Raw genomic sequence first — 12,682 nt, 5'->3', positions numbered from 1 at the left:
GGCCGCGATCACCACCAGCCGTCGAGCAGGTCCCACAGCCAGTCGAGGATGTCGCGGACGACGGATCCGCCCTTGCCGCGGTTCACGTGCAGGGTCGCCGTCGCCTCGTCTCCGTCGGCCTGCGCCACCGCGAGGGTGTACGGGCCGGGGTGCGTGGAGGCCGGAACGGTGAGCCGGGCCGTGAAGGAGCCGTCGGCGCCGACCTCGATCGTGCCGAGGTCGACCGTGGTGCCCTTCTTGCCCCGCAGCGTCGCCGTGACGGTCTCCCCCGCCGCGTAGCCGGAGCCGCGCACGGTCACCGCCTTGCCCGCGCCGACCTTCGAGGAGTCGAGCGCGATGGTGCCGGCGAACTCCTCCGGCTCCGTGTCGGCGATGGTGATCGGCACGGAGGCGGTCGTCCCGGTCCCCGCGACGGCGATCGAGAGCGACTGCGCGCCCGTCACGCCCTCGGGCACCGTGAACGTCAGCGTGGCGCGGCCCGCCTCATCCGACGCGTCCACCACCGTCGTGTCCACCGGAGCGGTCGCGACGACGGATCCGGCGAGGGACAACGACACCTCGCCGGGCGCCGGCTCACCCGCGCTGAAGGCGAGCGACGACAGCGAGACCGTGACCTGGTCGCCCGCCGTGTAGCCGTCCTCGTCCGCGGGGCTGACCGCGAAACCGACCGCGCGCTGGGCGAGGTCCGGAGACGCCGTGCCGTTCGTCGCGAACCAGTCGACCATCGAGGCCAGGTCCACCTTTCCGGTGTCCTTCTTGTCCGTGCCCTGGGCGAGCGTGAAGAAGCTGTCGCCGCCCGCCGCGAGGAACGAGTTCGCCGCCACGGTGTACGACGCCTCCGGGTCGATCGGCGCCCCGTCGAGCGTGATGCCCGTGATCCGGGACCCGGCCGCGGCGGCGGGGTCGTAGGTGTACGTCAGCCCCTTCGAGACCCCGAGCTTCAGGAACGGACGGGCCGCCCCTTCCGGCTGCCACTGCTCCTCCAGCACGCTCTTGAGCTGCGCGCCCGTGAGGGACAGGGTCACGAGGGTGTTGGCGAACGGCTGCACCGTGGCCGCCTCGCGGTAGGTGACGTTGCCGTCCGGATCCCCGTCGCCCGACGAGGCGTAGGACAGGTTCGCGCGGATGCCGCCCGGGTTCATCAGCGCGATCTGCGCTCCGGTCGCCTCCTTCTGCACGTCCGCCACGAAGTTGCCGATCGTCGACTCCCCGCCGCGGTTCTCCGTCTTGCCGTCGCTCTGGCGTGCGCGGTTGAAGTCCGCCGTGATGTCGCCGACCTTGACCGCGCCGAGCTCGTCGGCCATGGCCTTCGCCTCGTCGACGATGGCCTGGACCTCCGGCACGGCCGGGTACAGCGGCTGCTTGTCCTTGGTGAGCGGCTTCACCTCGTTGGTGATCGAGATCAGCTCCTTGGTGGTCGCGTCGACCTTGATGTCCATCAGGCCGACGTTCTCCCCGTACTGACCGGCGGACACGACGGGACGCCCGTCGATCACGTGGTTGTACGCGAGGTGCGTGTGCGCCGAGACGATCGCGTTCACGTCCGGGCCGACCCCGTACACGATCTCCCCGAGGCGGGAGTCCGGCGTGATGCTCGAGGCTTCGACCGTGGTCGCCCCCTCGTGCACGAGGAGGATGATGACATCCGCCTCCCCGTTGGCGGGGTCTCCGTCCTTCAGGTCCGCCGCGGCGTCGTTGACGGAGTCGACGATGCTGCGCACCTCGAGCTCGGCGATGCCGTCGGGCGACACCAGCGTGTCGAGGTCCTCGGTCACCGCACCGACGAACCCGACCTTCACGCCCTGCACGTCCTTGACCCAGCTGGGTGCCAGAGCGGGCTCACCCGTCTCCGTCAGGAACACGTTCGCGCTCAGATACTCCCACTCCGCACGATCCTGCACCCGATCACGCAGATCAGCCCACCCCTGATCGAACTCGTGATTGCCCGCCGCACTCACATCCAGACCCGCCGCATTCAACGCATCGATCGTCGGATTGTCATCCTGAATGAACGACGTGAACGTCGACGCCCCGATCAGATCCCCCGCCGCAGCGAAGATCGTATTCGGATTCTCCGACCGGAACTGCTGCACAGCCCCCGCCAACACCGCAGCCCCCGCCGACGCACCATCCGCCTCGATCCGACCATGGAAGTCATTCACCGTCACCACATCGATGTCGATGGGAGGGATCTCGGTGGACACTCCCACGAGGATCGGGTCGTGGTCGCTGGAGCGGAAGGGCGTGCCGGCCTCCGTGGCCGGGTATGCGTACCCGCGGTCGCCCCACTCCGGCGAGTTGATGCTCCAGACCGCTGTGCCCGTGATGGACGGAGCGAGCGACGGCGAGGCGATCACGTGGTCGAGCGACCCCAGCTCGCCGTCGTACGTGTACGTGAACTGCCCCGGGGCCTGTGCGGGGACGAGGTCGGTCCAGCCCGCCTGGGCGAACACGTCGATCGGGTCCTCCTTGCCGTAGGCGTTGAAGTCGCCGATGAGCAGCATGTCCTCGCTGCCCGCACGGGCCTTCAGGTCCTCGGTGAAGGCCAGCAGCGACTGCGCCTGCGCGACCCGGTCGGCGTTGAAGAAGCCCTGACCGTCGGCCGGCTCGGGTCCGGCGTTCTTCGGCGGCGACTTCGACTTGAAGTGGTTGGCGACGACCGTCACGATCCGCCCGTCCACGTCGAAGGCCTGCGCGATGGGCTCGCGGGCGTTGCCCCACACGGTCTCGTCCACGACCGTGGCGCTGTCCCCCTGGGGGGTCGCCGCAGCCTTCTTGTAGATGATGGCGCTGGAGATGTAGTCCGTGATCGCCGGATTGTCGAGCGCGGCGGGGGTGCGCACGTAGTCCCACACCTCGGAGCCCGCGTCCGCGTTGAGCCCGGCGACGAGGTCGGCGAGAGCCGCGTCGAGCGGCTTGCCGAGCTTCGGGCCGTTCTCGATCTCCATGAGCGCCACGATCTCGGCGTCCAGGCCGTTGATGGCGGAGACGATCTTCGACTTCTGGATCGCGAACTGCTCCGCCGTGGCGGCGCCGCGCGCGTCCGGGTTCTCGCTCGTCAGCGTCGTGAAGTAGTTGTAGACGTTGAACGACGCGACCTGCAGGTCGCCGCCCACCTCCGGCGCCGCCTCGGGGCGCGGGTTGAGCGTCGTGAAGGTCGGCTTGTGGCTCGCGTCGCTCGCGTCGTCGATCGGCACGACCGGCTGGAGCCGCCAGTCGTCGAACCCGTACTGGAGGATGCTGCCCTCGGCGGGGAACGTCACGGCGTCGCCGTTTCGCACCACGGTGTCGGCCGTGAAGTACGGCTGGTCACCCGGGTGCCCCTGGTTCGTGACCTGCAGCGACCATCCGTCGTCGAGGAGGATCCGGTGCGCACGGTTGGCCGCCGCGATCGCGTTCGCCTCGTCGCCGGGACGCGTGGTCTCCGTGCTCTTGACGAGGGGCGCCTCACCCGCGCTCAGCCACAGGGTCCCGTAGTTGTAGAGCTGGTGGCTGGACGCGAGCCGGTACGCGCCGGCCGGGGCCACGAGCATGTTCTCGTACGCCTCGCGGTCGGCGCCGAGCACCGTGTCGGGCAGGGCCACCGGTGCCGGGGTGTCGACGCCCGCGGTCACCACAGCGACGTCCGAGACGGCCGCGGGGGTGATCTGGGTCTGGCCGAAGTACTCCGAGACGGAGCCGGTGACCGAGACGAGATCGCCCATCGCGAGCTCGGGGGCGAGCGCGTCGAGGAAGACGAAGATCCCGTCCGAGGCGCCCTCGGTCTTCACCTCGCCGCCGGTGCCCTCGGTCTGGATGACGATCCCGCGGTAGCCGCCCGTGCGGTAGTCGCCCGTGACGATGCCCTGCACGGTCACCGCCTGGCCGTCGAACGGCGAGACGTCTCCGGTGCCCTGCACCTCAGCGATCGTCGCCTCCGTCGGATCCGTGCCCGGGCCGGGATCGGTGCCACCGGAGTTCTCCGGGGTGATCGTCGCCGAGAGCGAGAAGTCCGCACGGTTGTCGTCCGTGTCGGTGCCGTCCGTCCGGTTCAGCGACTTCACGTCGGTGTTGCCGGCCGGGGGCGTCGCCGCCGCGCCCTCGAAGGTGTTCGAGGTGCCGTAGCCGAGCAGGTCGATGACGCCGGGAGCCCCGACGACCGAGCCCGTCGGGAGTGCGACGGCGGTCGTGCCCTCGACCAGGGCCAGCGTTCCCGTCGTTCCGGAGGGATTGAGGTTGCCGGTCGCGTCGGGAGCCGGCAGGGCCGCGCCGTTCGCGCCGTTGCTGCCGCCCTGGACCAGGTAGTGCCCGCCCGCCGGGATCTCCCCCGTCAGCGGCACCACGCCGTTGGCGTTGCCCGTCCCGGTGGCGGACCGGTACTGGAGCGACAGGCCGTCCAGGGAGACGGCGGCTCCGGTGGGGTTGTACAGCTCGACGAACTTGTTCGTGAAGGCGGCGCCGGCGCTGCCGCCGGACAGGTACGCCTCGTTGATCACGACGCCGGTGCCCGCGGTGTCGGCATAGGCCGGGGCGGCGACCAGGGCGCCGGCCCCGAGGGCGAAGACGGTGCTCGCGGCGAGGACGCCGAGACGGGCGGCGTGCGCGCGGGACGGGGCGCGAAGCCGGTGCTGCGAGACGGGAACGTCGCGGTTCTCGTCGGGGACGGACATCATCAGGGCTGTCTCCTCGGATACGGGACGGCGGATTCCGGTGAACCCCCCGGTGACGGATCGCGCACTTCGACGGGCGCGACGGCGCACGACCCTGACACTAGAGGCGGTCTCCGACACCGCTCAAGGATGTTGGCCAACTCGTCATCTGCTGCTCATCTGCGCGCCGCCGTGACGCCCGCGGACACGACGACGGCGACCGGATCGCTCCGGTCGCCGTCGTCGTGTCGGTCGGGTCAGGCCCGCCGGCGGAGCCGCACGAGGCCGCCGAGACCGAGCAGGGCCGCAGCGAGCAGGACGAACGGAACCGGGTCCGCGCCGGTCGGCGGCAGCACGTCCACCGGAGGAGCCGGCGGCGCCGGCGGGACGACCGGTGCGGCGGGGACGATCGTGATCGGCACCTGCACCTCCGTGCCCGTGCTCTCCACCCGGACCGTCAGCGCCTGCTCCCCGGACACGCCCGCCGGCAGCGTCAGCGCGAGGCTCGCCCGGCCGACCTCGTCGGTCGTGTCGACGATCGCGGTGTCGATCTCCGCGGTCGCGAGCAGCGTGTCTCCCAGCGAGACCGTCACCGGCCCCGGCGCGGGCTCGCCCGCACTGAACGCGAGCGAGGACAGGTCGACAGTGGCGGGCCCGCCCTCCGCGAAGCCGCTCTCACCGGCGCCGCCCAGGACCACGCCGACCGCGCGCTGAGCGAGGTCGGGCTCGGCGGTGCCGTTGTCGCGGAACCAGTTCACGAGCAGTTCCAGATCGATCTGCCCGGTGTCCTTCCGGTCGGCGCCCTCGGCGAAGGTGACGAAGTTGTCGCCTCCCGCCGCGAGGAAGGAGTTCGCCGCGACGGTGTAGACGGCGGCGGGATCCAGCGGTGCGCCGTCGAGCGTCACCGTGCGGATGTGCGCTCCTGCCGCGGCGGCGGGGTCGTAAGTGTACTGCAGCCCCTTCGAGACGCCGAGCTTGAGGAACGGGCGGCTCGCGTCGGCGGGCTGCCACTGCTCCTCGAGGATCCGGACGATCTGCGCGCCGGTGAGCTGCACCGTGACCATCGAGTTCGCGAAGGGCTGCACGGTCGCGGCCTCGCGGAAGGTGACGTCGCCGTCGGCGTCCCCCTCGCCGGATCCGGCGAACGCGATGTCGGCCCGGATCCCGCCCGGGTTCATCAGGGCGATGTCGGCGCCGGTCGCCTCCTTCTGGGCATCGGCGATGAAGTTGCCGATCGTCGACTCCCCGCCCCGGTTCTCCGAGCCGTCGGACTGCCGGGCCCGGTTGAGGTCGGCGGTCACCTCACCCACCTTCTCGGCGCCGAGCACGTCGGCCTCCTCCGTGGCCTTGTCGACGATGGCCTGGACCTCGGGGACCGCCGGGTACTGGGGCACGTCGTCGACGACGAGCGGGAGGACCTCGTTCGTGATCGACAGGAGCTCCTTCGTCTCCGGGTCCACCTGCAGGTTCATCCGTCCGACGTTCTCGCCGTACTGGCCCGCGGACACGACGGGACGCCCGTCGATCACGTGGTTGTACGCGAGGTGCGTGTGCGCCGAGACGATCGCGTTCACGTCCGGGCCGACCCCGTACACGATCTCCCCGAGCGGGGAATCGGGCGTGATGCTGTCGAGCTCGGTGGTGGCGGCACCCTCGTGCACGAGGAGGATGATGACGTCCGCCTCGCCGTTGGCCGCGTCGCCGTCCTTCAGCGCGGCGGCCGCGTCGTTCACCGCCTCGGGGATGCTCCGGACCTCCAGCTCGGCGATCCCGTCCGGGGACACGAGGGTCGGGAGGTCCTCGGTGACGGCGCCGACGAAGCCGACCTTGACGCCGTCGAGCTCCTTGACCCAGCTGGGCGCCAGAGCGGGCTCACCCGTCTCCGTCAGGAACACGTTCGCGCTCAGATACTCCCACTCCGCACGATCCTGCACCCGATCACGCAGATCAGCCCACCCCTGATCGAACTCGTGATTGCCCGCCGCACTCACATCCAGACCCGCCGCATTCAACGCATCGATCGTCGGATTGTCATCCTGAATGAACGACGTGAACGTCGACGCCCCGATCAGATCCCCCGCCGCAGCGAAGATCGTATTCGGATTCTCCGACCGGAACTGCTGCACAGCCCCCGCCAACACCGCAGCCCCCGCCGACGCACCATCCGCCTCGATCCGACCATGGAAGTCATTCACCGTCACCACATCGATGCTGACGGGTTCCCCCGCGGCGAGCGCCGGCGCGGCGCCGCCTCCGAAGGCCAGGACACCGGCGACGGCGATGCCCGCCGCAGCCAGTCGCGCGGCTCGGCGCCGGCGCAGGGACGCCGCGGTCGCGGCTTCGGACGGGAACGGCATCGGCATGGCTCCTCCAGATCGCACGGTGCGGATCGTGCACCGGCACCCGGGTCGGAGCCGGTGGCGCGGGCCGCCCGCCAGGGCGCGAGCGGCATCCGAGTGTGAGCTTACGGAGAGCCCGGACGGTTCACAACGGTCTCCCAGGTTCGTTCACGATCCCGCCATCCTCCGCCCGGTCATGGTGTCCGGCACGGAGTCGGGTGCCGACCGGTCCGGAGACGGCGGCCCCCGGTCAGGCCGTGCGGTCCTCGAACTCCTCGACCTCGCGCTCCCAGGCATCCTTGGCCAGCCGATACCAGAGGTAGAAGGCGAACCCCGCGAACACCGCCCACTCGGCGGCGTAGAAGACGTTGAGCCAGTTGACCGGGGACTGCTCGATCGGTGCCGGGGAGTCGATGTCCGCGAGCCCGCCGCGCGCCTCGATGGCGGCGAGGAACACCCGGTAGACGGACAGGTCCTCCACGTCGTGCCACTGCCCGAGGAGCATCGCCGGCGACATCCGCGTCATGCGGTGCGGGTCGGTCCGCGGCGGAGGCACCGCGCCCTCGTCCGTGATGATGCGCCCGGTGAGCTCGACGACCGAGCCGTCGGCCTCGGCCTCCAGCCGCTCCACGGCCTTCCGCGCGCTCGCCTCATCGGGAGCCCAGCCGATCGCGACCGCCAGCGAGGTCTTCTCCTCGGCGTCGGCGATCCGCAGCTGCCCCGTGACCCAGTACCCCTCGACGCCGTCGTTGATCCGGTCGGTCACCAGGAGGAAGTCGCCGGGGACCCAGCTCCCGCGGGTCTCCACGCGCTGGCCGATCGAGGGCCCGGGCAGGTACGCGCCGGGCTCGACCACGTCGCCCAGCGGCAGGACCTCCTCCGTCGCGCCGGGAGGAGTCGGATCCGTGTCGATCGCGCGCCCGAGCTGCCACTGCCCGAGCCAGGCGAACACCCCCGCGACGACGAGGCACAGCACGAGCATCCCGATCCACCGTCCGCGGAGCATGACCTCGCGCAGCGTGGGCGGGAACTCCTCCGCGGGCGCGTCCGGGATCGGGGAACTCGTCACGACGGGATCAGACCCGCTCGTACGGGGCCAGGACGACCTCGACGCGCTGGAACTCCTTGAGGTCCGAGTACCCGGTCGTCGCCATGGACTTGCGCAGCGCCCCGATGAGGTTCGCCGTGCCGTCGGCCACGGGGGCGGGACCGTACAGGATCTCCTCGAGCGGGGCGACGCCGTCCACGGCGACGCGACGGCCGCGCGGCAGCTTGGGGTGGTGCGCCTCGGGACCCCAGTGGTAGCCGAGACCGGGGGCGTCGGTGGCGCGGGCCAGCGCGACGCCGAGCATGACGGCGTCGGCGCCCATCGCGAGCGCCTTGACGATGTCACCGGACGTCCCGACCCCGCCGTCCGCGATCACGTGCACGTAGCGGCCGCCCGACTCGTCGAGGTAGTCGCGACGAGCGGCGGCGACGTCGGAGACGGCGGTCGCCATCGGCGCGTGGATGCCGAGCGTGGCCCGCGTCGTCGACGCCGCCCCTCCCCCGAAGCCGACGAGCACGCCCGCCGCCCCCGTGCGCATGAGGTGCAGCGCGGCGGTGTAGGTCGCAGCGCCGCCGACGATCACCGGCACGTCGAGGTCGTAGATGAACTTCTTGAGGTTCAGGGGTGCGGCGACGCTGGAGACGTGCTCGGCGGACACGGTCGTGCCGCGGATCACGAAGAGGTCGACCCCGGCGGCGACGACCGTCTCGTAGTGCTCCTGGATGCGCTGCGGGGTGAGCGAACCGGCCACGGTCACGCCGCCGGCGCGGATCTCCGCCAGACGCTGCGTGATGAGCTCGGGCTTGATGGGCTCGTCGTACAGCTCCTGCATGCGGACGGTGGCGTGCGCCTCGTCGAGCCCTGCGATCTCCTGGAACAGCGGCTCGGGGTCCTCGTACCGGGTCCACAGTCCCTCGAGGTCGAGCACGCCGAGCCCGCCCAGGCGCCCCAGCGCGATCGCCGTCTGCGGGCTGATGACGGAGTCCATGGGCGCCCCGAGGACCGGGATCTCGAACGGGAACGCGTCGATGGTCCACGCCGTCGACACATCCTCCGGGTTGCGGGTCCGGCGGGACGGAACCACCGCGATGTCGTCGAACGTGTAGGCACGGCGCGCGCGCTTGCCTCGGCCGATCTCGATGTCCATGGTCACTCTCCCACCCTACCCGCGATGCCCGACGCCGCCGTGTCCGCGCGGCAGGGCGGACACGGGCGCGAGCGACGGGGTTCCGGGAAGGGCCGTGACCGGAATCCGGACGGATCAGGCCAGGGCGCCCGAGGTCGGCACGGGGTTCGCGAACAGGTCGAGCACGGGGCAGTGCTCCTCGACCACGGCGCGGAGGCGCTCGTAGTCCTCGACCGCGTCGGGACCGGTGATGTCGACACGGACGCGGACGTCGTGGAAGCCGGCACGGCCGGACTCGTCGATCCCGAAGAGCTTGCGCACGTCGAGGTCACCCTCCGCGGTGATCTCGATGTCGTCGATCGTCAGCCCCAGCGCCTGCGCGTAGAGACGGAAGACCACGACCTGACACGAGACGAGGGCGCCGAGCGCGTACTCGACGGGACTCGCGGCGGCGTCGTCACCGGCGAGGGCCGCCGGCTCGTCCACGAGGAAGCGGTGCTTGCCCGCACGGATCTCGGTGCCCACCGATCCCACGCCGCGTCCCACGACGCGGTAGGTCAGCGCCGCGCTGCGCAGGTCGGCGGCGATCCTCTCGTTCCAGGCGGCGCCCGCGGTGCCGAGACGCTGCGCGCGCTCCTCGGCCGAGATCTCGGGGATGAGCGTGGTGGGGTCCTGGGTGATCGTCATGGCCCGACGCTAGCCGCGCCGCCCGGCCGGACGTCACGACGGCGTCACCGTGCGCAACACCGCGTCATGCGGCGTCATGCGCGACCCTCGGATCGCGGGCGCCCCCTTCGCTGCGCCGCCCCGGCCGTCGCGCCGCCGCGGAGTCTTCGGTCAGCGGATCTGGACGATTCCCGTCGACTCGCCCCAGGCTCGATCGGCGGTCAGCACGGAGACGTCCAGGCGTTCCGCGAGGGCGAGGCACAATCGGTCTCCCAGAGACAGCCCCGACCCCCGCCTCCACGCTTCCGCCGCCGCCTCAGCGTCGTCGACGGTCACGGGCTCCACCCGCAGGGAGTAGCTGAGCAGGAGGCTGCGCGCGATCTCCCAGTCTCCCCCGCCCGCGCGCACCTTCTGCGCGACCTCCGACCAGTTGGCGGCGCCGATGACGCCCCCATCGAGTTCCGATTCGACACGATCCGCGCCGTCCTCTCCCTGGAGGAACGCGAGGACGGCGGACGCATCCAGCACAGTCACGCAGCGTCCTCGTCGCGGGCTGCCGCACGACGTTCGGCGATGAGGCTCTCCGCCAGGTCGGCTCCCGCCAACTGCCTTCTCAGAATCGCCTTGGCCTGCTCTCGTGTCGCCAGCACGACCCCGTTGTCGGCCTCGATGAACAGCAGGGGCGTGCCGAGGTCCCAGTGCAGCTTCGCGCGGAGCTCGGCGGGCACGACGAGCCTGCCGCGATCTCCCATCGTGCTGGCAAAGGTGGTACGCATGTGATCAATGTACCACCGTGGTTCCCTCAGCGGGCACGATGGCTCAGCGGATCTGGACGATTCCCGCGGATGCGCCGCGCCCCTCCTCGTGGTCGACGGGGGGCGCGGCGGGAGGGCGCGGGCGGGCTCAGCGGGCGCGAGCGACCCGCCGCTCGTCCCAGACCGGCTCATCGGCCTCGAACACCGTGCCGTCCTCGCCGAACACGAGGAACCGGTCGAACGAGCGGGCGAACCAGCGGTCGTGCGTCACGGCGACGACGGTGCCCTCGAACCGCGCGATCGCGGCTTCCAGTGCCTCGGCGGACTCCAGATCCAGGTTGTCGGTCGGCTCGTCCAGGAGCAGCAGCGTCGCCCCCGACAGCTCGAGCAGCAGCACCTGGAAGCGCGCCTGCTGCCCGCCGGATAGCTGGTCGAACTCCTGCTGCGCCTGACGCACCAGGCCGTAGCGGTCCAGCGCCGAGCTGGCGGCGTCCCGGGGCAGGCCGGTGCGGCGTTCGTCGCCGCGATGCAGGATCTCCAGCAGCGTCCGCCCCGCGAACTCGGGGTGCGCGTGCGTCTGGGCGAAGAGGCCGGGCACCACGCGGGCGCCGAGCGTCGCGGTCCCGGTGTGGGCGACCGGGTCGAGCCGCTCCGCCGTCGAGGTCAGGTGTCCGAGCGTCGGATCCGGATCGCTCCCGCCGCGCGCGAGGAGCCGGAGGAAGTGCGACTTGCCGGATCCGTTCGACCCCAGGACCGCGATCCGGTCGCCGAACCAGATCTCGGCGTCGAACGGCCGCATCAGCCCGGTGAGCTCCAGCGCCGTGCAGACGATCGCCCGCTTTCCGGTGCGGGCGCCGCGCAGCCGCATGTCGAACTCCTGCGCGGGCGGGCGCTCCTCGGGCGGGCCCGCCTCCTCGAACTTGCGCAGGCGCGTCTGGGCGGCCTGATACCGCGACGCGAAGCCGTCGTTCGCCGACGCCTTCACCTTCAGCGTCGCGACCAGGGTCCGCAGCTTCTCGTGCTGCTCGTCCCAGCGCCGGCGCAGCTCGTCGAGCCGGTCCATCCGGTCCGCGCGAGCCTGGTGGTAGGTGGCGAAGCCGCCGCCGTGCACCCAGGCGGTCGCCCCCGCTCCCCCGGGCTCCAGCGTCACGATCCGATCCGCGGCCCGGGCGAGCAGCTCGCGGTCGTGCGAGACCAGGAGCACGGTCTTCGGCGTCTGTCGCAGCTGCTCCTCGAGCCAGCGCTTGCCCGGGACGTCCAGGTAGTTGTCCGGCTCGTCCAGCAGCAGCACGTCGTCCGGACCGCGAAGGAGCGCCTCCAGCGCCAGCCGCTTCTGCTCGCCGCCCGACAGCGTGGCGAGGTCGCGGAACCGGGCGCGCTCGAACGGGATCCCGAGCGCGGCCATCGTGCACTGGTCCCAGACGGTCTCGTGCTCGTATCCGCCGGCGTCGGCGTAGTCGGCGATCACAGAGGCGTAACGCATCTGCGTGTCGTGCGTGTCGTCCTCGATGAGCGCGTTCTCGGCCGCGTCCAGCGCCTCCGCAGCCGTCCGGATCCTCGCCGGCGCGACGCGCACGAGCAGGTCGTGCACGGTCTCGCCCTCCCGGCCGTGTCCGATGAACTGGTCCATGACGCCCAGCGATCCGTCGATGGTGACCACGCCGGAGTCCGGGGCCTGCTCGCCGCGGATCACGCGCAGCAGCGTCGTCTTGCCCGCGCCGTTGGGGCCGATCAGCGCGCTCGTCGATCCGGCGCCGACACGGAATCCGGCCTCGTCCAGCAGGGGGCGTCCGTCCGGCAGGGCGAGCGAGATGCCGGCGACGTCGATGTGTCCCACGGGGGTCTTTCCTTCCGCCCGCGTCCGGTCGGAAGGCGAGCCTTCCAGAATATCAGCGCCGCCCGCCGTTTCGGGGCGCGTCCCGGTGCCCCGGTCCCCCTTCCCCCGCCCCACGCCCCCGCCCGGTGCCCCAAACCCAGCCCCGCTCCCTCCCCGATCCCCCGGGTTCGGGGCGCGTGGCGGGGGCGAAGGGGCTCATCACGGGCCCCGATGCCCCGTTGTGCGCCCCGAAACCGCGGGACGCGGGGCGCGGGGGTCGGAGCGGGGGCGGGGGTCAGGCGGG

8 protein-coding genes are annotated in these 12,682 nt (G+C 71.6%); all 8 read right to left on the bottom strand.

All coding sequences use genetic code 11. The features are described 5' to 3' along the window. Positions 1 to 8: 8 nt before the first annotated feature. Entirely contained in the window at positions 9 to 4,652 is a 4,644-nt protein-coding gene (locus MR1_RS00420) for an ExeM/NucH family extracellular endonuclease (protein ID WP_067242259.1), read from the bottom strand. A gap of 233 nt (positions 4,653 to 4,885) precedes the next feature. After that, positions 4,886 to 6,985: a bifunctional metallophosphatase/5'-nucleotidase gene (locus MR1_RS00415; RefSeq protein WP_255218055.1), complete on the bottom strand. Its 2,100-nt coding sequence runs from the start codon at positions 6,983 to 6,985 to the stop codon at positions 4,886 to 4,888. A 232-nt stretch (positions 6,986 to 7,217) separates the two neighbouring features. Continuing rightward, a complete protein-coding gene (locus tag MR1_RS00410) occupies positions 7,218 to 7,973 on the bottom strand; it encodes an SURF1 family protein (RefSeq protein WP_084344250.1) in 756 nt (251 codons plus the stop codon). 70 nt (positions 7,974 to 8,043) lie between these two features. Further along, positions 8,044 to 9,162: a GuaB3 family IMP dehydrogenase-related protein gene (locus MR1_RS00405; RefSeq protein WP_067242253.1), complete on the bottom strand. Its 1,119-nt coding sequence runs from the start codon at positions 9,160 to 9,162 to the stop codon at positions 8,044 to 8,046. A gap of 114 nt (positions 9,163 to 9,276) precedes the next feature. Further along, the gene (locus MR1_RS00400) at positions 9,277 to 9,828 is read right to left on the bottom strand and encodes an OsmC family protein (RefSeq protein WP_067242250.1); all 552 of its coding nucleotides are present in this window, start codon (positions 9,826 to 9,828) and stop codon (positions 9,277 to 9,279) included. Positions 9,829 to 9,978: 150 nt separating this feature from the next. Then, positions 9,979 to 10,341: a type II toxin-antitoxin system VapC family toxin gene (locus tag MR1_RS00395; protein ID WP_067242247.1), complete on the bottom strand. Its 363-nt coding sequence runs from the start codon at positions 10,339 to 10,341 to the stop codon at positions 9,979 to 9,981. Continuing rightward, on the bottom strand, positions 10,338 to 10,583 hold the full coding sequence (locus MR1_RS00390) for an AbrB/MazE/SpoVT family DNA-binding domain-containing protein (protein WP_067242244.1): 246 nt from the start codon (positions 10,581 to 10,583) through the stop codon (positions 10,338 to 10,340). Before MR1_RS00390 ends, MR1_RS00395 begins: the two co-directional genes overlap by 4 nt. Positions 10,584 to 10,710: 127 nt before the next feature. Next, positions 10,711 to 12,399: an ABC-F family ATP-binding cassette domain-containing protein gene (locus MR1_RS00385; RefSeq protein ID WP_067242241.1), complete on the bottom strand. Its 1,689-nt coding sequence runs from the start codon at positions 12,397 to 12,399 to the stop codon at positions 10,711 to 10,713. Between the last annotated feature and the right edge of the window lie 283 nt (positions 12,400 to 12,682).

This window comes from Microbacterium resistens NBRC 103078 (assembly GCF_001552355.1).
In the GTDB taxonomy this organism is placed as follows: Bacteria; Actinomycetota; Actinomycetes; order Actinomycetales; family Microbacteriaceae; genus Microbacterium; species Microbacterium resistens.
Note: the sequence above shows the minus strand (reverse complement) of the source record. Positions and strands in the feature narration are given on the sequence as shown.

Coding starts and splice junctions, on each gene's coding strand:
- MR1_RS00420 (WP_067242259.1), bottom strand. CDS start 4,652: ATGATGTCCGTCCCCGACGAGAACCGCGACGTTCCCGTCTCGCAGCAC.
- MR1_RS00415 (WP_255218055.1), bottom strand. CDS start 6,985: ATGCCGTTCCCGTCCGAAGCCGCGACCGCGGCGTCCCTGCGCCGGCGC.
- MR1_RS00410 (WP_084344250.1), bottom strand. CDS start 7,973: ATGCTCCGCGGACGGTGGATCGGGATGCTCGTGCTGTGCCTCGTCGTC.
- MR1_RS00405 (WP_067242253.1), bottom strand. CDS start 9,162: ATGGACATCGAGATCGGCCGAGGCAAGCGCGCGCGCCGTGCCTACACG.
- MR1_RS00400 (WP_067242250.1), bottom strand. CDS start 9,828: ATGACGATCACCCAGGACCCCACCACGCTCATCCCCGAGATCTCGGCC.
- MR1_RS00390 (WP_067242244.1), bottom strand. CDS start 10,583: ATGCGTACCACCTTTGCCAGCACGATGGGAGATCGCGGCAGGCTCGTC.